General features: G+C 54.4%; 13 protein-coding genes and 1 pseudogene. All 14 read right to left on the reverse strand.

Annotated features, from left to right (window positions below; genetic code table 11):
* Positions 1-160 precede the first annotated feature (160 nt).
* Positions 161-775: a guanylate kinase gene (gmk, locus tag BITS_RS03985; RefSeq protein WP_044259430.1), complete on the reverse strand. Its 615-nt coding sequence runs from the start codon at positions 773-775 to the stop codon at positions 161-163.
* Positions 765-1,691 carry an orotidine-5'-phosphate decarboxylase gene (gene pyrF / locus BITS_RS03990; protein ID WP_026642157.1) on the reverse strand — a complete coding sequence of 309 codons (927 nt, stop codon included), beginning with the start codon at positions 1,689-1,691 and terminating at the stop codon, positions 765-767. Before pyrF ends, gmk begins: the two co-directional genes overlap by 11 nt.
* Positions 1,692-1,693: 2 nt before the next feature.
* The gene (gene carB, locus BITS_RS03995; RefSeq protein ID WP_026642158.1) at positions 1,694-5,074 is read right to left on the reverse strand and encodes a carbamoyl-phosphate synthase large subunit; all 3,381 of its coding nucleotides are present in this window, start codon (positions 5,072-5,074) and stop codon (positions 1,694-1,696) included.
* Complete coding sequence (gene carA, locus BITS_RS04000) at positions 5,067-6,281, reverse strand: glutamine-hydrolyzing carbamoyl-phosphate synthase small subunit (protein ID WP_026642159.1); 1,215 nt, start codon at positions 6,279-6,281, stop codon at positions 5,067-5,069. Before carA ends, carB begins: the two co-directional genes overlap by 8 nt.
* A 77-nt stretch (positions 6,282-6,358) precedes the next feature.
* Positions 6,359-6,928 (reverse strand): transcription antitermination factor NusB, encoded by a 570-nt coding sequence (gene nusB, locus BITS_RS04005; protein WP_044259432.1) that lies wholly within the window; start codon positions 6,926-6,928, stop codon positions 6,359-6,361.
* A gap of 21 nt (positions 6,929-6,949) precedes the next feature.
* Complete coding sequence (gene efp, locus BITS_RS04010) at positions 6,950-7,513, reverse strand: elongation factor P (protein WP_026642160.1); 564 nt, start codon at positions 7,511-7,513, stop codon at positions 6,950-6,952.
* A 346-nt stretch (positions 7,514-7,859) separates the two neighbouring features.
* Positions 7,860-9,059: an elongation factor Tu gene (gene tuf / locus BITS_RS04015; RefSeq protein ID WP_026642161.1), complete on the reverse strand. Its 1,200-nt coding sequence runs from the start codon at positions 9,057-9,059 to the stop codon at positions 7,860-7,862.
* A 172-nt stretch (positions 9,060-9,231) separates the two neighbouring features.
* On the reverse strand, positions 9,232-11,361 hold the full coding sequence (fusA, locus tag BITS_RS04020) for an elongation factor G (protein WP_026642162.1): 2,130 nt from the start codon (positions 11,359-11,361) through the stop codon (positions 9,232-9,234).
* Positions 11,362-11,388: 27 nt separating this feature from the next.
* The gene (gene rpsG, locus BITS_RS04025) at positions 11,389-11,859 is read right to left on the reverse strand and encodes a 30S ribosomal protein S7 (protein WP_026642163.1); all 471 of its coding nucleotides are present in this window, start codon (positions 11,857-11,859) and stop codon (positions 11,389-11,391) included.
* A gap of 5 nt (positions 11,860-11,864) precedes the next feature.
* Entirely contained in the window at positions 11,865-12,236 is a 372-nt protein-coding gene (rpsL, locus tag BITS_RS04030) for a 30S ribosomal protein S12 (protein ID WP_003808601.1), read from the reverse strand.
* 266 nt (positions 12,237-12,502) lie between these two features.
* Positions 12,503-13,507, reverse strand: a complete 1,005-nt coding sequence (locus tag BITS_RS04035; RefSeq protein WP_081693522.1) for a class C sortase — start codon at positions 13,505-13,507, stop codon at positions 12,503-12,505.
* A gap of 134 nt (positions 13,508-13,641) precedes the next feature.
* The gene (locus BITS_RS04040; RefSeq protein ID WP_026642164.1) at positions 13,642-15,450 is read right to left on the reverse strand and encodes a SpaH/EbpB family LPXTG-anchored major pilin; all 1,809 of its coding nucleotides are present in this window, start codon (positions 15,448-15,450) and stop codon (positions 13,642-13,644) included.
* Between the two features lie 114 nt (positions 15,451-15,564).
* The gene (locus BITS_RS04045) at positions 15,565-19,740 is read right to left on the reverse strand and encodes a SpaA isopeptide-forming pilin-related protein (RefSeq protein WP_152571221.1); all 4,176 of its coding nucleotides are present in this window, start codon (positions 19,738-19,740) and stop codon (positions 15,565-15,567) included.
* A 162-nt stretch (positions 19,741-19,902) separates the two neighbouring features.
* Positions 19,903-20,092, reverse strand: a pseudogene (locus tag BITS_RS08915) (hypothetical protein); the annotation flags it as partial.

Consider the following 20,092-nt stretch of genomic DNA (forward strand, 5'->3'; position numbering starts at 1 on the left):
GTGACCGTGGAACTGATCCGCATAGCGAAAAGGATCGCGCAAAATACTCGCAAAGCTGAACCGCCCGTCGAATGGCGACCGGAAATATCCGGATCTATTCGACGGGCGGTTCAGCTATATTGTCGCGACTTCGTTCAAAGTGTTCACCAAGAACCGAAAGCTACAACCCGTATTCCTGTGCAATGATCTGCCACAGGTCATCCGCGGCTTGATCCACCTCGTTATTGACGATAGTGACATCGAACTCTGAAGCGGCAGCCAATTCAACGCGAGCGGTTTCCAATCGCTTGGCACGCTGCTCCTCATTCTCCGTGCCACGGCCAACAAGGCGTCGCACTAACTCATCGAAACTCGGCGGTGCGATAAACACATACACCACATCGAGGCCCATTTGAGAAGCCTTCTCTTTGACGCGGCGGGCACCTTGCAGATCAATTTCCAGAATAGTGGGAATATTGCGATTCATATGATCAAGCACTGGCTGCAACGGCGTTCCGTACAATGCCATATTGTGCACTCGGGCGGTTTCCAGGAAGTCACCCGAAGCCTCTTTGTCCACAAACTCCTGCTCGGTCATGAACCAATAATTCACACCATCGACCTCTCCTGGACGAGGTGCACGCGTTGTGGCGGACACCGAGACCCATATCTCAGGGTGCTTTGCGCGCAAGGCGGCTTCTACGGTTCCTTTGCCCACAGCCGTGGGGCCGGTCAATACAATCAGTCGCTTCTTTGCTTGTTGGTTGTTCATATGTGATGTGGTCTTATCGACCATCCTTTTCCCTCTCGTCCATCGCTGCGTACAGAGCCTCCCGAACGTCCAAGGCCACCGCCTCAGTTGCCTGGGACAATTGCGAAATATCGGGACCGTGTGAGGCGATATATCGTGACACAGTGACCAGGACATTGCCCTTGGTGCCTTTGAACACGGATTGCAGGTCCTGAGCTCGTCCGCCTTGCCAACCATAGCCGGGCGCCAGAATAGGGCCGGTGAATTGCGATGGTTCAACACCGCTGTCATGAACCCACTGCCCACTGGTTGCACCGATTATCAGGCCAACCGATCCCATCCCGGATATTCCTGAATTGAATTTCTGTGCAGTGCTGGCAATGCCATATGCCACGGTTTTCCCTGCATATTCACCGCTTTGACGAATGGCAGTCTGCAAGCTTGCACCCTCTTGGTTGGAGGTCAATGAAGCGATAAACACGCCACGGCCATTGTTCAGGGCCTCATTGATCAGACCTCCCAATGAACGGGCGCCGTAATATGGCAACAGGGTTATCGCGTCAGCAAGCAATGGAGCATCTGGCTTGAAATATGCATCGGCGAAGGCTGAAATCGTGGTGGAAAGTCCTCCGTGCAAACAGTCCACAATCGTGATCACTTCCATTTGACGTGCCGCGTACAGCACGCGCTCGAGCGCTTCGAACCCTTTGGAACCGTAGCGCTCGAACATGGAGATCTGGAATTTTACCGCTGCGGCACGTCCGCCGGTTGCTTGGAGCATACGCATGGAGAACAGCTCCGCGCCTTCGGCGTCGACGTTGTAGCCCCAGTCCGAAAGAAGTTTTCGATGCGGATCGATACCGACGCATAATGGACCGTATTTCTCCATCGAATTGCTCAAACGCAAACCAAAATCGGAACGTTGGGCCTGAATCTCTTCGATACTGGGGCTGTCAACCATGGTTATCCTCGACTTTCCAGCGCAAACAGCTGCTGCGCGTGTTCCTGAATGCTCATGATCTGGTAGTCGTTGTTCTTCACCGCCTCAATGGCCATCAGGACGGCGGAGAACTCCGTAATCGTGGTGAATTGGGGAAGATCGGCTGCAATGGCTGCCGCACGAATGGAATAGCCATCCGAGCGAGAACCTCGCGAGTTCGGCGTATTCAATACCATGTCTATCTTACCGTCTTCGATCAGTTCGACAACATTCTTGCCGATGCTTCCCTCAGCATGATCGACAGGCACCGGAGCGCCGATTGCGGTATCCACGCGGGTGGAGATCTTGTCGACGATTGTCGATTCGATACCATACCTGCGCAAAACAGAGGCAGTGCCTTCTGTTGCCCAGATCTTGAAGCCGAGTTCATGCAAACGCACGGCCATCAGAGGCAGCTGACGCTTATCGGTATCGTTCACCGAAAGGAAGACGTTGCCGCTCGTTGGCAAACCGCCTTCGTATGCAGCCAACTGGCTCTTGGCGAATGCGTGCGGGAAGTCACGATCGAATCCCATAACCTCACCGGTTGAACGCATTTCAGGCCCCAGCAAGATATCAACGGTTTTGCCCACAGGAGTGCGGAAGCGCTTGAAAGGAAGCACTGATTCCTTGATAGCAACCTGCTGACCGCGACGAACCATGCCACCGTCACCCTTCGGCAGCAGCAAACCACGTTCGCGCTGCTTGGCGATGCTCTCGCCAGCCATAATGCGCGCAGCCGCCTTTGCCAAAGCAACACCGGTCGCCTTGGAAGCGAATGGGACGGTACGAGAGGCGCGAGGATTGGCTTCGATGACGTAGAGGGTATTGGCCATGAAGGCGTACTGCACATTCATCAAACCGCGCACGCTGCAGCCCTTGGCAATGGCGTAGGTGGCTTCACGCAACCGTCGGATCTGATCATCGGACAATGTGCTCGGCGGAAGCGTGCATGCGGCGTCACCTGAGTGCACGCCGGCTTCTTCCACATGCTCCATGATGCCGCCGATATACAGCTCATCACCATCGAATAGTGCGTCCACATCGATTTCGATGGCATCCTGCAAGAACTTATCGATAAGCAGAGGGGAAGGAAGCCGTCCTGAGACCACGGTATCGGCCTGCGCTTCATTCAATGCACGCTCGACATACTTCTGCAGCTGATCATCGTCATACACGATTTCCATGCCTCGGCCACCCAAGACGTAGCTTGGGCGAACCAGCACAGGATACCCGATGGAATGCGCTGCCTCACGTGCTTCGTCAAGGCTCAGAGCGGTACCATAGCGCGGTGCGTTCAGGTGTTCCTTGCGTAGCACCTCGCCGAAGAGCTCACGGTTCTCTGCCAAATCGATGGCTTCTGGCGTGGTGCCGAGAATCGGCACGCCGGCTGCCTTCAGACGGGCTGCAAGGGAGAGCGGGGTCTGGCCACCCAGCTGGACGATGACGCCCTTGACAGGGCCTGCCTTCTTTTCTGCCTCGTATATTTCCAGCACATCTTCAAAGGTGAGTGGCTCGAAATACAGACGATCGGACATGTCATAATCCGTGGATACGGTCTCAGGATTGCAATTGACCATGATGGTGTCATAGTCCTTGCCCAATTCCTGCACCGCATGCACGCAGGTGTAATCGAATTCGATACCCTGACCGATACGGTTTGGTCCGGAACCCAAAATGATCACCGCTTCGCGTTCACGAGGACGCAATTCGCTTTCATCGGCGTAGCAGGAGTAGTAGTACGGCGTCACCGCATCGAATTCCGCAGCGCATGTATCAACCGTCTTGTACACAGGGCGAATGCCATAATTCCAGCGCAATTCGCGAATGGTGTTCTCCCCTTCGTCGCCCAGATTGCGCAAATGAGCGATTTGCACATCGGAAAGACCTGCCATCTTGGCGCGTTTGAGCACTCGCGGAGTCAATGTCTCAGAAGACTTGACCTCCATGGCCATATCGTTGATCAGCATGAGCTGGCGCAGGAACCATGGATCGATCTTGGTGGCAGCGAATAATTGATCCAACGATGCACCGCCCCAAATGGCACGCTGCAGCTGCAGATAACGATGCTCAGTCGGCTTATGGGCGTCCTGCAACAATTGCGCGACTTCTTCAGGAGACGGCCTCTCGCCATCCCAATTGAAGCCCATATGACGCTTGTCGATAGAACGCATCGCCTTGCCCAAGGACTCTTGGAAGTTGCCACCCAAGGCCATCGCTTCGCCAACGGACTTCATAGAAGTGGTCAGACCCGGATCGGCACCCGGGAATTTTTCGAATGCAAAGCGAGGAACCTTGGTGACCACGTAATCGATCGTCGGCTCAAAGCTGGCAGGAGTGGACTGAGTGATGTCATTACGGATCTCGTCCAGCGTGTATCCCAAAGCGAGCTTTGTGGCAATCTTGGCGATCGGGAAGCCCGTGGCCTTCGATGCCAGAGCGGATGAACGCGAAACACGAGGATTCATCTCAATGACGATAATGCGTCCGGTTTCGGGGTGAATGGCGAACTGAATATTGCAGCCACCGGTATCCACGCCCACGCCGCGAATAATGCGGATGCCGATATCACGCATACGCTGGTATTCGCGATCGGTCAGCGTGAAAACAGGTGCGACAGTGATGGAATCACCGGTATGCACACCCACGGGATCAACGTTCTCAATCGGGCAGACCACCACAACGTTATCGTTACGGTCGCGCATCAGCTCCAGCTCGAATTCCTTCCAGCCTTCGATGCCCTCTTCCAATAGCACCTCATCGGTCGGGGAATAATGCAGACCTGCACCGGCGATGCGATGCAATTCCTCTTCGTTATGGGCGATGCCCGAGCCGAGACCACCCATGGTGAAGCTTGGACGCACGACCACGGGGAAACCAAGCTCCTTGGCTATGGAATCCACTTCTTCCATCGAGTGCGCGATGAATGAACGTGCAGATTCGCCGCCCGCTTCATCAACAACCTTCTTGAACAGCTCGCGGTCCTCTCCGCGATCGATGGCTTCCAAGGATGCGCCGATGAGCTCCACATGGTACTTTTCCAGCACGCCGGCTTCACCCAATGCCATGGCCGCATTCAAAGCGGTCTGTCCTCCCAAGGTGGGAAGCAGGGCATCAGGGCGTTCCTTAGCGATGATCTGTTCGAGAATGGGCGTTGCAATGGGCTCGATATATGTGGCATCCGCCATTTCCGGATCGGTCATGATCGTTGCCGGATTGGAATTGACCAAGATAACCCGGATGCCCTCTTCACGCAGGACTCGGCATGCCTGCGTACCTGAATAATCGAACTCGGCAGCCTGTCCGATGACAATAGGGCCTGAGCCGATAACCATTACGGACTTGATGTCGCTGCGCTTAGGCATTGGGGTTTTCCTCCTTGGCGGAACGCATGAGCTCCACAAAACGATCGAACAAATATGCGGCATCATGCGGGCCTGCCGCGGCTTCAGGATGGTATTGCACCGAGAATGCAGGAATATCTACGCATTGCAGGCCTTCAACCACATCGTCATTGAGATCGACATGGGAGACGAATACCTTGCCATAATGTCCGTTGTCATAAGGAGCATCCACCTGCTCCCCGATCGGCGCATCGACTGCGAATCCATGGTTGTGAGCGGTGACCTCGACCTTGCCTGTGGTCAGATCCTTGACCGGCTGGTTGATTCCTCGGTGACCGAATTTGAGCTTGTATGTGCCGAATCCGAGGGCGCGGCCAAGCAACTGGTTGCCGAAGCAGATTCCAAAGAATGGGTATCCGGCATCCAAAACCTTGCGCAGCAGGGAAACAACGGCATCCGCCTGTTCAGGATCTCCTGGGCCATTGGAGAAGAACACACCATCCGGATGCAATTGCTCAAGTTCTTCAAAGGTGATGTCCGATGGCAACACATGCACTCGGCATCCGCGTTCAGCCATGCGCTGCGGGGTCATTGCCTTGATACCCAAATCGATCGCTGCAACGGTGAACAGCGGCTGCTTGCCTTCCCACTCCCCTTGTGGCTCGACAACATATGCCTGCTTGGTGCTGACCTCGTCGTACAGGCGCATACCCTTCATTTGGGCAATGCCTCGAACTTCTTCAAGCATCGAATCGATGGAACGCAAGGCGCCCTGTTCCATAAGGGCGTCACCAGAGAAAATGCCGGCACGCATAACACCAGCCGAACGCAGATGGCGAACCAGCTTTCGTGTATCTATGCGACCAATGCCAACGACCGATTCTTGTTTCAAATCGTCATCAAGGCTACCTGTCGCACGCCAATTACTGACGATGGGACTGGGATCGCGGACCACATATCCGGCAACCCAAATACGCTGTGATTCCGGATCATCGCGGTTGACCCCAGTATCCCCGATATGCGGGAAGGTTTGCACCACAATCTGACGATCATAACTTGGATCGGTAAGCGTCTCCTGATATCCGGTCATGCCGGTGGAAAAGACTATTTCACCGAAAGTCGATCCGACTGCGCCGTAGGGTTCACCTACGTACACTTCCCCGTCTTCCAAAATAAGAACGGCATCATCGGGAGAGAAACTCAACCTTGCGGAATCGTTCTGGTTCACTACAACCCCCTTATTCCATGGGTTACTGTACCAAGACTATCGGCCGGTTAGGACGCTCCCCCGGCCAATTGCCGGTACTATTTCGTCTGTTCTTCGTTAGGTTTTTCTGTTGTATTGGAGGCTTGTTCTGTCACAGCATCCGCTGCCTGGTCATCGCCTCGAGATCCTGAATCAAGGGGTATTTCCTCAGCCTGCAATGCCGGATCCTCACCATCATCTGGCGACGAAGGTGAAAACTGCCTCATCACTTCTTCATCGGCACAGATCGCGCTGAGCAATCCGTGAATGAATGACGGCGCATCATCATCACTTAACGTTTTGGCCAAACCAAGTGCCTCGTCGATGGCCACCTTATTGGGCACTTCCTGATTGAACAAGATCTCCCATGTGGCGATACGCAAAATATTGCGATCGACAACCGCCATACGACGTATTTTCCATCCAGTGGAATGGTCATTCAGAATACGGTCGATAACGCGGCCATGTTCTGCAACACCTCTGACGATGTCGATGGAATACGATGGCAATGGTGTCTGTGCACCTGGCTCTGCGATGCGCTCAGCAAGAAGGGACAGGATGTCCTGTCCCTTCTCATCCGCTTCGTACAACGTGTTCAGAGCCCTTTTACGAGCGGTGGAACGTGCCATGAAGCTTTACCCCTATACTGCTTAGTTTTCGCGACCCAAATAAGAACCGTCGCGGGTATCTACCTTGACTTTTTCGCCTTCGCCGACGAAAAGCGGAACCTGAATCTCGGCGCCGGTTTCCACCGTTGCAGGCTTGGTACCCGCATTGGAACGGTTGCCCTGCAGACCTGGCTCGGTATGCGTGATGGTCAGAATGACCGAAGCAGGCAATTCGACGCTCAACGGGGTGCCGTCGTGGAAGCTGACGATGCACTCGGTTCCTTCGAGCAGATACTTGCTCTGATCGCCGACCAGGCTCTTCGGGATAAAGCTCTGGTCATATGTGGTCATATCCATGAAGACGTAGTTATCGCCATCTTCGTATGAATACTGCAGAGTGCGATTATCCACGGTCTCGAATTCCATCTTCATGCCGGCGTTGAATGTCTTGTCAACGATCTTTCCGGAGAGAACGTTCTTGATGGTTGTGCGCACGAAAGCAGGCCCCTTGCCCGGCTTGACGTGCTGGAACTTCACTACGGTCCACAGCTGTCCGTCCAGGTTCAATACCGAACCGTTCTTGATGTCATTGGTAGTTTGTGCCACGTCTAGTCACCTATTCTTCGATGTCGTTAGGGCAATACGTAAAAATGCCTTGGCTATTATGCCACAATGCCTATACCGGCTAATTCATGTGTCCAATACCAAGTATTTACCAGCATATCAACGTCAAAACACCATTGTTTTCCACCGTGAATTGCATTGGCCAACCACAAGTGATGATCGACTGCACACGACAATACGCGATGTCTGGGCAATTGATTGCTGTATCTCGCATTGGAAGGAAGGGCTGAATGCGAGGAATCAGAGCAACAAAAAGGGCGCTTCCGTTACAACGGAAGCGCCCTTTCATAACGCTAGTTCAACGCGTCATGCTTTGGTGTCGAACCTCTTACTTGAGGATCTTGGTGACACGACCTGAGCCGACGGTGTGGCCGCCTTCACGCACAGCGAAGGTCAGGCCCTCTTCCATAGCGATTGGCTGGATCAGTTCAACCGTGAAGGTTGCGTGATCGCCAGGCTGAACCATCTCGACGCCTTCCGGCAAGGTGATAACGCCGGTGACATCGGTGGTACGGAAGTAGAACTGCGGACGGTAGTTGGAGAAGAACGGCGAGTGACGGCCGCCTTCATCCTTGGTCAACACGTAGACCTCACCCTCGAAGTTGGTGTGAGGAGTTACGGAACCTGGAGCCACGACGACCTGGCCACGCTCTACGTCGGTACGGTTGATACCGCGCAGCAACAGACCGGTGTTATCGCCAGCCTCAGCCTCATCCATCTGCTTGTGGAAGGTCTCGATGGAGGTGACGGTGGTGGACTGGGTGTCGCGCAGACCGACGATCTCCACGGTGGTGTTGATCGGCAGACGACCACGCTCCACGCGGCCGGTGACAACCGTACCACGACCGGAGATGGTGAACACGTCCTCGATTGGCATCAAGAATGGCTTGTCGAGATCGTGGACTGGGGTCGGGATGTACTCGTCGACGTCCTTCATGAGTTCCTTGACGGTCTCAACCCACTTGTCGTGGTCAGGAGCGTCGTCGTGCAGTGCACCGTAAGCGGAGGTGCGTACGACCGGGCAATCGCGATCGAAGCCGTTTTCGTCGAGGAGGTCACGGACCTCTTCCTCAACGAGGTCGATGAGCTCTTCATCCTCGACCATATCGCACTTGTTCAGGGCGACCAGGATCTTCGGGACACCGACCTGCTTTGCGAGCAGCACGTGCTCACGGGTCTGAGCCATAGGACCGTCGGTAGCAGCCACAACCAGGATTGCACCGTCCATCTGGGCAGCGCCGGTGATCATGTTCTTCACGTAATCGGCGTGGCCAGGAGCATCGACGTGAGCGTAGTGACGCTCAGCGGTCTGGTACTCGATGTGGGCGATGTTGATGGTGATGCCGCGTTCCTTCTCTTCAGGAGCGGAATCGATCTGGTCGAAGTCATAGGCCGGGTTCAGATCCGGGTACTGTTCGTGCAGCACCTTGGAGATGGCTGCGGTCAGGGTAGTCTTACCGTGATCGACGTGGCCAATGGTACCAATGTTAACGTGCGGCTTAGTACGCTCGTACTTTTCCTTTGCCATGTGTTGTCCTCCTGGACGTCTCGTAGTTTGCCCCACACACACCTGCGTGCAAGGCACTCGCTACATATTACTGGGTTTCTGGGTTGTGTGCCACTTCAGTGCCCGAACCCAGTCAACGCTAAAGAATAATAGCGTTAACTGGAGACAGACACACTGAAGAAACAACGCATTATTACTCGCCGCGCTGGGCCTTGATGATCTCGTCTGCAACGGCCTTCGGGACCTCTGCATAGGAGTCCATCTGCATGGTGAACATTGCGCGACCCTGAGTCTTGGAACGCAGATCGCCGATGTAACCAAACATCTCGCTCAGCGGAACCTTGGCGTCGATGACCTTGACACCCGTGGAATCGGTCATGGACTGGATGGCGCCACGACGGGAGTTGATATCGCCCATCACATCGCCCATATACTCTTCTGGAGTACGAACTTCCACTGCCATGATCGGCTCGAGGATAACCGGATGAGCCTTGGGAGCGGCTTCCTTGAAGCACATCGAACCTGCGATCTTGAAGGCCATTTCCGAGGAATCCACGTCGTGAACCTGACCGTCGGTGACGGTGGCCTTGACGCCGACAACCGGGAAGCCTGCCAAAACGCCGGATTCCATGGCTTCCTTGACACCAGCATCGATAGAAGGAATGAATTCCTTGGTGATGTGTCCGCCGGTGACCTCGTTGACGAATTCGTAGGTCTCGCCCTCTTCGGTGTTCAAAGGCTCGAAGTTCATCAGGACCTTTGCGAACTGACCGGAACCACCAGTCTGCTTCTTGTGGGTGTATTCCTGGTTCATGACGGCCTTGCGGATGGTCTCGCGGTAAGCGACCTGAGGCTTGCCGACATTGGCCTCCACCTTGAACTCGCGACGCATACGGTCGACGATGATGTCAAGCTGAAGCTCGCCCATGCCGGAAATCAGGGTCTGACCGGACTCTTCGTCGGTCTTCACCTGGAAGGTCGGATCCTCGTCGGAGAGCTTTGCCAAAGCGATGCTCATCTTCTCCTGATCGGCCTTGGTCTTAGGCTCCACGGCAACCTCGATAACAGGATCGGGGAAGGTCATGGATTCAAGGGAGATCGGCGCCTTCTCATCGCACAGGGTGTCACCGGTGGTGACATTCTTCAAACCGACGAAGGTGTAGATGTTGCCTGCATCTGCAGAGTCAACAGGGTTTTCCTTGTCAGCGTGCATCTGGAAGATCTTACCGACGCGTTCCTTCTTGCCCTTGGTGGAATCCAGCAAGGTGTCGCCGGACTTGGCGGTACCGGAGTACACGCGCACGAAGACCAGCTTGCCGTAGAAGGGGTGGGTCGAGATCTTGAAGACCAGACCTGCGAAAGGCTCGTCCAAAACCGGCTTGCGGTCGATTTCGATGGATTCATCACGAGGATCGAAACCAACGATGGACGGAACATCCTCAGGAGAAGGCAGGTAGTCGACGACCGCGTCCAGCATAGGCTGCACGCCCTTGTCCTTGAAAGCGGAACCGCAGGTCACCGGGTAGGCTTCGCGAGCGATGGTGAGCTTGCGGATGCCTGCACGGATTTCATCTTCGGTCAAATCGCCGTTTTCGAGGTATTTCTCGAGCAGCTCTTCATCGGACTCTGCCACCTGGTCGAGCAGCTGAGCACGATACTCTTCTGCACGATCCTGCAAATCGGCAGGAATGTCGGTGGTCTCGTAATGAGCGCCCAAATCGCCGGAAACATCAGTCCACTGATAGGCCTTCATGCGGACGAGGTCCACAACGCCGATGAAGTCGTTCTCAGCGCCGATAGGCAGCTGGATGACCAAAGGAGTTGCACCGAGCTTTTCCTTGATGGTGTCTACCGAGTAATAGAAGTCGGCGCCGAGCTTATCCATCTTGTTGATGAAGCAGATGCGCGGAACGCCATACTTGTCGGCCTGACGCCACACGGTTTCGGACTGGGGTTCCACACCTTCCTTGCCGTCGAAAACAGCCACGGCACCATCGAGCACGCGCAGGGAGCGCTCCACCTCGGCCGTGAAGTCCACGTGGCCTGGGGTGTCGATGATGTTGATCTGGAACTGCTTGTCAGTGTCATGAGTCTGACGGTTCCAGAAGCATGTGGTTGCTGCGGACTGAATGGTGATACCACGTTCCTGCTCCTGAGCCATGAAGTCCATGGTCGAAGCGCCATCGTGGGTCTCACCGATCTTGTAGTTCTTGCCCGTGTAGAACAGAATACGTTCGGTGGTGGTGGTCTTTCCAGCATCGATGTGAGCCATGATGCCGATGTTACGAACCTGATTCAGGTCGTGGAGCACGTCTTGTGCCATGAGTTTTCCTTAACTCTTAAACTCGGATTACCAGCGGTAGTGGGCGAAGGCCTTGTTGGCCTCTGCCATCTTGTGGGTGTCCTCGCGACGCTTGACGGAAGCGCCAAGGCCGTTGGATGCGTCGAGAATCTCGTTAGCGAGACGCTCAGACATCGTCTTCTCACGACGAGCGCGGGAGAAGTCGGTAAGCCAACGCAAGGAAAGGGTGTTCGCGCGGGCGGGCTTGACCTCGACCGGGACCTGGTAGGTTGCGCCGCCGACTCGACGGGAGCGAACCTCAAGGCTCGGGCGAATGTTGTCCAGTGCACGCTTGAGCACTGCCACCGGTTCCTGCTCGGTCTTTTCCTTAACCATATCGAGTGCTGAGTACACGATGTCCTCGGCAATCGACTTCTTGCCGTCGAGCAGAATCTTGTTGATGAGCTGCGCCACTACGGTCGAGCCGTAAATAGGATCTGGCAGCACCTGATGCTTCTTAGCTGGTCCTTTACGTGACATATCTCTTACTTCGCCTTCTTTGCTCCGTACAGGGAACGACCCTGCTTGCGGTCCTTGACGCCCTGGGTATCAAGAGCGCCGCGCACGATGTGGTAACGCACGCCTGGCAGATCCTTCACACGGCCGCCGCGCACGAGCACGATGGAGTGCTCCTGCAGGTTGTGGCCTTCGCCTGGGATGTAGGCGGTAACTTCGACGCCCGAGCTCAAACGCACACGAGCGACCTTACGCAAAGCCGAGTTCGGCTTCTTCGGGGTGGTGGTATACACACGGGTGCACACGCCGCGACGCAGCGGGCTTCCCTTCAAGGCCAAAGTCTTTGACTTCTTCGGCTTGGCCTGACGTCCCTTACGGACAAGCTGTTCAATCGTAGGCAACTTCAGTTCTCCGATTCGATGATGTAATCTTCTTTGGTGCTGCCGCCACACTGCGGCCACACTCCCCCGGAATCGGAAAAGAATAACAGCCACAGTCCACCGGCCCGATGGCCCGCGACTCTCCTGCACCGCATTACTGCATGCATTCACCGAATCGGCGGGATATCCCAGCGTCTGCTCCTATTACATAAGGCGCACCGCTGGCACACACGATTTACTACGATATCATCGTGTCTCTACGATTGCGCCCACGGCGTGGCGCACCACTATTTGCCACTCCAATGAATGGCGGATACCGTTCGCCTCGAATGCATACGGACAATCGGCACCATTATGATCAGCCCTGCGGCAGTCACCAAAGCGGCATACAATCCGGCAGGATACACGCCTTCGTCTTGAGGCATGCTTCGTGGCGCTTGCGTACGCACGCCTTGAACAAGCAAACGTTCTGTATTGACGCCATATGGCGTGCAAGTGAGCAGGGTCACCACATCGCGCTGAGGATCTATGCCAAAATGCGAAATGTCCTCAGGCGAGGTCACCCAGATGGCATCGACCTTGTACCATAATTGTTCGCCAAGTACTTCCACATAGAAGTAATCCCCCTTGTTCAGCTCATCCAATCTGGTGAATATCAATGCCGAGGGCAATCCCCTATGCCCGGCCAGAACCGCATTGCTCCCTTTGCCACCCACAGGCAGCGAGGTTCCGTACAAGTGCCCCGCTCCCACATTGAGCTGAGCGGGCTGCGTGCCATGATATATAGGCAGATTCACAGAAATAGAAGGGATATGCACGCTTCCCATAACATCAGAGACATTGAGTTGCGCCATATAATCAGCGTCGGTTGCATATGAGGAGTCACCGAGATTATGAATGGGTGTTTTCCCCTCACGCACTCGATCATTGTATTCGCGAGCTGATCGCAACATCGAGGCCTTTTGCGCGTCGGACATGCGTTCGGCATTGCGATCGTACGTAGCCACCGATTCCACTTCGGAATGGGCTGACAGCAGCTGTGCAACCATGGGATACAGCAATAATCCAGCGCCTAAAACCATGATCAGGATTCCTGCAACCAATGAACCCTTGCCTGAGCGTTTGCGCTTCCCCTTCTGCGCACCCGTTGAGGTCTCTGTTCGCTCCGATGCGGTGCCAGATCCTGATTCGATATGTGAATTGATCGACGCATGTTCATGATGCAAAGCGGCAATAGCCGTGTGGACGGCATTGCCATCCGTCATATGCACAGTCATGTGCCTCTCGCTCATGTGATCACGCACCTATCGAAGCATTACAGGCTTGTTCCCGTTAGGATTATTCGGCACAAGCCACACCGAAAATCGTCATAATGCGTATTGGCCGGCACCCCACACCCTGGGTACCGGCCAATATCAGCTATCCCTTAGGACAGACGACGACGCACGATGATGGCGCCACCGACAATCAACAGCAACCCTGCGCCGATCAGCAGCACGATACCCGCACCACCGGTTTGCGGCAGGAAGCCCTTGTAGTTCTTGATCTCCACCTGGCCATTTGCAGCATCATTGACGGTGTACTCGATGGCATACACGGTTCCCGCCTGCTTGACCTCATCGGTATGAGTATTAAGATTGGTTGCCTTTACGGTAATCGTCACTGGAGAGCCCAAGAGTCGATACCCTTCAGGAGCCTTGGTTTCCACGATGTAGTAAGTGCCCTGATCAAGACCTTCAAGCTTGATGGTGCCATCAGCGCCTGTGGTCAGATCCTGAACCGTGCCGGATGCATTGTAATCCCACTGCTGGGCTTCTCCTGCATCGAATTTCAGCGCGTTTGCGGTGTCGCCATTCGTGGAGACCGCTGCCTTTGCAGCGTCTTCATTGGAGAAGAGCTGGAAGGTGGCGCCAGACAATGCTGCGGTGCTGAGGCCGTCCTTCTTCACCACTGAGAACTGATAGGTGTAGACATGAGGATGCTCTTCAGGAGTCTGCTCGCCATCATAGCTGGACTCAGGGTTGTGCTGATAGGTCACGTTATAGGTATTGTCATTGCCCTGGCCGCCGATTACGGCCGCATCGTTGAGATGAGCGGTGTAATACACCTTAACCCATTTGCCGGCGAGCTTGAGATTGGCGAGATTCTCAGCCTTCTGAGCATCAGTCAAAGCGGTGTTCGCATCGGCTGGACGGTTGCCGAAGGTCCATTTCAGGCTGGCGCCCGTCTTGGTGTCGCCCTGAGGATCGTTGAAGGCAGGGGTGTATGTGTAATCCGACGCAGACCATTCCACATCGCCATCGGTGCTCTCGAAGGCATCGCCCACGGTGATCTTGTTCACTGCATCAAAGGTCAATCCGTCGCTCAGCTTATCGCTCATGGTGAACCAGAACCCATTGGCTGAATACTGGGTTGCCCAAGTAGTCGGCACATAATAGGTCAGCTGGTAATCGATCTGCGTGTTTTCGGCATAGTCATCGGCCTTGCGCTGGTTGGAGCCATCAGCGTCCACGATATTCTTATGCGATTCAGGCGAAGTCGACTTCAGGTCGATGCTGACATTGCCGGTTACCGGATTGGTGATCACCAAGGAAACAGGTGCATGATCAGCAGTCTTCGAAGGAGCTGCAGGATCTGCAGCGGTGGTTTCCTCGATCAGATACCAACCATAGTCGACGGCCTTTGAAGTGAGGCTGAGATTATCAGTGCTCAAGGTCCAGTCACCGGTATCGCTGCCGCCAGAGGCGGTCTTACCTGAATTGATGGCAACAGGAGCTGCAGGATCGGCGGAAGCGATTGCCTGTTGCAAGGCATTGGCAAATGCGCGGCTTCCGGCATAATTGAGCGTATCCGTGCCACCATTTGTCTGCTGATCTGCAGCGAGCTGGGATACTGCGGCAAGCACATCCGCTTTGGACGAGTCCTGAGCGAGCTTAGTGGTGCCATCCGTGGTCAAACCGGCAGTGATTGCCGCAGAGCGAACCGTGGACAGCCAATCATCGGTGATATCCAAGGTGTAGCTGGTATCAGTGCCGCTTCCTGTCACGCCAGTGATATCAATCGGACGATATCCGACGAAGGTCCTGTCCGCCAGACTGGTTGCGCTCTTCAACGTGATGGTTGCCTGATTTGCGTCCGCCGCGTTTGCACCAACCGCTGCTGCAATCATCAGTGACATGCTCGCAGCGGCTGCAACAGCTCCCGCCACGACTTTCTTCAATGGTGAAGCAATCATTACCTCATTTCCTTTCTTCTATCCGTGTCCTCCCGCATTCGTGAAACATCGAATACAGCAGTAGCGGTTTCCTGGGCGAATAGCGCTTTTGCTTATCCGCCCAAAATTTGGTGATTACTGCAGTTGCTGGGGCGACTGCGGCAACCGGTTGCGCTGGACGACCGCAGCTCCTGCGAGCAGAGCAATCAATCCAAGAATCACGAAGGTCACCACGCCTCCCCAACGCCCTGTGTTGGGAAGGAAATAGTTCTTTTGACTATCGGCAATGGTGCCCAAATCAATATCACGCTGGAATGTGCCATCAATAACGCCTATGGATTTCGATGGCTTATCCTTATCGTTAAGCTCATACCCTTGCGGGGCACTACGCTCTTCGAGCGTGTACGTCCCCCACTCAAGGTTGTCGATGAGGAAGTATCCTGCGCGCGCATTGGTATCGCACAGCACTCCTTCGGCATGGTCTGCATCCGGTTCAGACGGCGTGCAGGCATAAGGCTTGCCTGCATCCGATGATTCGTTATCGCTGACCACATACACTTTGTTCACCGTTTGTGATCCGATCGTCCGCGTGTATCTCACCGTCCAGGAAGATCCGCCCAGCACCTTACCGGTGTTTTGGGCATCCACTTTCTTCCAAGTTGCTGAGCCTCGGGATTCGTCATTGGCAATCGTCGAATCCGTGACCGGACTGCTGTCATCGGTACGCTTGACTTCGGAGCTTCCATCCACGCCCACAGTGAGTGTGTACGTCGTTCCATCGAGAACATAACCCAGTGGAGCATCCGCCTCGGTGAGGGTGTAATCCCCCGCTGGCAGACTGCGCACGCCGATACTGCCCTCAGCTGGATCCGCATCGGCGAGAATGGTGCCATTGCCTTTGGCATTGCAGTTATTCACTGCGCTGCCGGAATCGGCGTTGTCACGCACACACCACACATTGCTGCCTGCAACGGTATTGCCGTCGCCAGCGTTTGCGATACGCCATGAGGATCCTGCCAATGCTAATGCGGTGATCGAATCCGTTTTCCTCCATTGCGCCGTAGTTGGCTGGTTATAAATGCGACCGATTATCCCGACCTCTTCAGAAACCGTGACAGTACGGCAGATAGAGGTTCCATCATCAGCGCATTGTTTGAATGGACCATCATCCGATTCACCCCAACCCCATTCCACCACTTTTCCTGAAGTGATTACCACACGATACACGTACTGGCTTATCGTATAGCCTGATGGAGGTTCTTTTTCCTTCAAAATATAAGTACCATCCGCCATCTTCGACACCGAAATGATGCCCAGACGTGAATCGTTGTCGCATAGATGACCATCGGCATCGCATCCCGCAACACCTGCCATGGCCTTCTCACTGATTAGTTGCACAGTGCCTATTCCGTTGCTTTCAGATGAAACGGAGGAGATGAACGCCGCAGATGATGTCATGCTCGCCGCCGTCCGCGAATCCGACGCAGCAGTTCCTAGCCTGCGGGCTGCGTTTTCATTCGCCTGTGCATACGATTGATTCCCTGCCATACGATACGCCGCAACCCTTGCTGTGCTAGTCGAACAGGTAGGTACGCCCTCACCATAGGTCTGATAATCGGTTATGGTGTAGTTCTTGGCACCGGCATCAACAATGAATGGCGTCGTGCCGTTAGAACCCATGTAGTAATTGGACTTGTTATTCACGTCCTGGCCGTTGTAGAGCACGATATTCATGTGCTTCTGTTCAGTCGGCACCTTCACCGAATACCACTCATCTGAGCAGAATTCCTGCAGTGATGCAGATTGTGGCCATTGCTTCCAAGCATCGCGTCCACTATTCGTCGCACTATATCGCACAACCACATCAGCCGCGCTGAAGGCCCCTGATATGTGCGAATCCGCCATCCAGGCCCTCAAAGTGTCACCTTTGAAATACACCGTGGTGAACCGTGTATCACTCACCACCACCGGAACACTCACCTGTTTGTCACCTGCAATCGCTGTGATGGTGGTCTGCCCTTCGGCAACACCCACAATATGACCGCTGGCATTCACTGTGGCGATGTCAGTATTCGCCGAAACCCATGAAACCGCGATATCACTTGGCTCCACAACCGCTGTGAAATCAGCGCTGTCACCTGTGTTTAATTCAAGGGTTCCCGACCAAGCCTGCGTATCGCCCTGACGGCTGACCGTCAGTGAATTTGCAGGTTTTGCATTCACCGTAACCAAGACGGTATCGCACACCGTATTACGCGAAGCCACTGAGCATGCGCTGATCACCGTGCTCCCCGAACCAATGGCAGTCACCAAACCATCAGAGCTCACACTCGCGACGCTGCCATCACTGGATTTCCACGTGACATCCTGACTTATTGCAGAATTGTCATCGGCAAATACCTGCGCCTTCAATTGAACCGTGCTGTATTGCTCGATTACGGTCTCTTCAATGGCACTTCCACGAACATCCTGGATATCCACACGAGCCACTTTGGTGCTGCTATCGTCTACTATCCAACTCTCCTTGGTAGCGACATTCATCAAAGTCCACGAAGACCCATCGAGCAGAGTATTGGTGTCGTCTGCTGCCTTGCTCCACGAGAAACTGCCTCCCTCAGGAGTGTTGGCGATTTTGCCGTCTTCCACAACGCCTGCAGCACCAACGGACACCGTATTGGTTGCATCTCCCGTATGCGAGGTCACCACCGTGAAAATCGTGTCTGACTTCACATACCCGTCAGGTGCTTTCAGCTCCTTCAAATAATAGGTAGCATTCGGAGCAAGATTCTGTGTCTGGAACACGCCCGCTCCGGAGCCATAATTATTGCTCTTATCGGTGATGATGAGCAACGCATTGGTCGCGTTTTGCGCATCTTCTTGAGCGGTGTAGATTCCCCATTCCGAACCGGGAAGCAGCTGCGTCGTGTCATCGGAGGAGACCTTCTGCCAAGAGATAGTCGAGCATTCAGAGCTCGCCTGACCGTTCCACGGGAAGTTGTGGCGTTCCTGGTCCATATCGATTACCGATGCCGTGGCACCTTCATTGAATCTGGTGTTCCTCGCAGCCGTCGGATTATTCATCATGAAATCGCCATTTACATACACACGGCCGTTCGTGGTCACATGATCGTCAAAATCACCGGTGCGCACCACAATGCTTCCCAACATCGCGGCAGAGGGATCGTCATACGAGACTTTTCCGTCTCCTCCGGCGTCATTGCCTTCCAAGGCGATGCCACCACGAATGCTGACATTGGCATCATAGAAATTCCACAGCACCTTCTGCGAAGCCACGCCATACAGCCTCTGCTGTTCTGTCGAGGCCTTATCGGAGTATCCGCCTCCGATTTCAACGCCGTTCCACCAGAAACGCCAGCCGTTATTGAAGGACACGTTGCTGCCACCACTGCCGTCGTCATTGATGCCGCCAACATTGACAACGACTGAGGCATTGTCGGGAATATTCTCAAAATCGAAGACGATGCCACGATTCACATCATCGGGATTGTTTTTATTGGTCTGGTAGGTGCCGTCATCTGACTGAATATATTGCAATTCGCTGGTCTTCAGCTTGAAAACCTGCAGAGCCGATGTGCCATCACCGGTGAACGTTATTCTTTTCTCGGATCGTTTCCCAGATGCATCGAATTTGAAACCGTATGAGATATTACTGGAATTGGCATTGTATTTGTATCGCACATAATTCGAATCAGCCGGTGCGGTGTCATACGTCACCGTACCGTTGGCCTGTTGCAGGGACAGGGTATTGGAAAGATTATTGACATAGGTGCCAAAATCGCTGTAATCCTTACCATTGACATTGTCGAGCACATTGGTCTGGTTCCAAGATATACTATTGGACGAATCCCAGTCGGTCTTGGTGTGCACCACAGATTTGTGCCTCGCATTGGTTTCCCAATTCGTTGCATTGCCGCTGAGTTTTGCGCCATAACCTTCTGTAAAAGCGCCATGAGTCCACGCACCGACATCGCCTGTCACACCGCCTGTGGTCATGGAATCGATTGCGCTCGCTGATTCGTCGCCATTGACCGCCAAGGCAGTGGATCCGGGAGTTGGCCTGAATTGGGCACCAAAGCCGACTATGCCGAAACGGAAGCCATTACCGCCCCACGATTCCTTCAAGGGATTCATGGCGAGTTTGCCATTGACCAAAGTCAGGCCTTCTGCTTCAACGGCATAAGATCCGACAGGAGCATTGGCACCATTCAGATTTGCGGTATTCGAGGGCTTGGAACCGATGTACATATCACCTTTCACCCACGTGGCAACACCTGGATCAGCATTACTCACATTGATATCGGTCCCTAATGTTTGCTGGCTTGGTGTGCAAAACCCTGCCTCTTGCGTCGCATCATCCGCGAAGGCGCTTGTCGGGGTTATAGGCCAAATTGTGTGTCTGGTGGTGGTTTTATTCGGTGGGTTATAGGCCAAATTGTGTGTCTGGTGGTGGTTTTATTCGGTGGCGTTTGGGTATCTGGTGCTGGTGTGGAATTCGTTCCAGTCGATGCCGGTTCCGTATCGGTTGGGTATGCCGAACGTTTCGTATGCGCCTTGGGGGCTCCTTTCCCATGCCAGCCTGTGGAGTTCCTCGATTTTCTGGTCGGTGAACTGCGTTTTCCACCAGTCCAGGATGCGGGTTCGG

This window comes from Bifidobacterium tsurumiense (assembly GCF_000741765.1).
Lineage (GTDB): Bacteria > Actinomycetota > Actinomycetes > Actinomycetales > Bifidobacteriaceae > Bifidobacterium > Bifidobacterium tsurumiense.

Excerpts from the sequence above, each read along its gene's own strand:
- pyrF (WP_026642157.1), bottom strand. The coding sequence starts at position 1,691 with ATGGTTGACAGCCCCAGTATCGAAGAGATTCAGGCCCAACGTTCCGAT.
- BITS_RS04035 (WP_081693522.1), bottom strand. The coding sequence starts at position 13,507 with ATGAGCGAGAGGCACATGACTGTGCATATGACGGATGGCAATGCCGTC.
- rpsG (WP_026642163.1), bottom strand. The coding sequence starts at position 11,859 with ATGTCACGTAAAGGACCAGCTAAGAAGCATCAGGTGCTGCCAGATCCT.
- carB (WP_026642158.1), bottom strand. The coding sequence starts at position 5,074 with ATGCCTAAGCGCAGCGACATCAAGTCCGTAATGGTTATCGGCTCAGGC.
- nusB (WP_044259432.1), bottom strand. The coding sequence starts at position 6,928 with ATGGCACGTTCCACCGCTCGTAAAAGGGCTCTGAACACGTTGTACGAA.
- BITS_RS04040 (WP_026642164.1), bottom strand. The coding sequence starts at position 15,450 with ATGATTGCTTCACCATTGAAGAAAGTCGTGGCGGGAGCTGTTGCAGCC.
- tuf (WP_026642161.1), bottom strand. The coding sequence starts at position 9,059 with ATGGCAAAGGAAAAGTACGAGCGTACTAAGCCGCACGTTAACATTGGT.
- fusA (WP_026642162.1), bottom strand. The coding sequence starts at position 11,361 with ATGGCACAAGACGTGCTCCACGACCTGAATCAGGTTCGTAACATCGGC.
- gmk (WP_044259430.1), bottom strand. The coding sequence starts at position 775 with ATGGTCGATAAGACCACATCACATATGAACAACCAACAAGCAAAGAAG.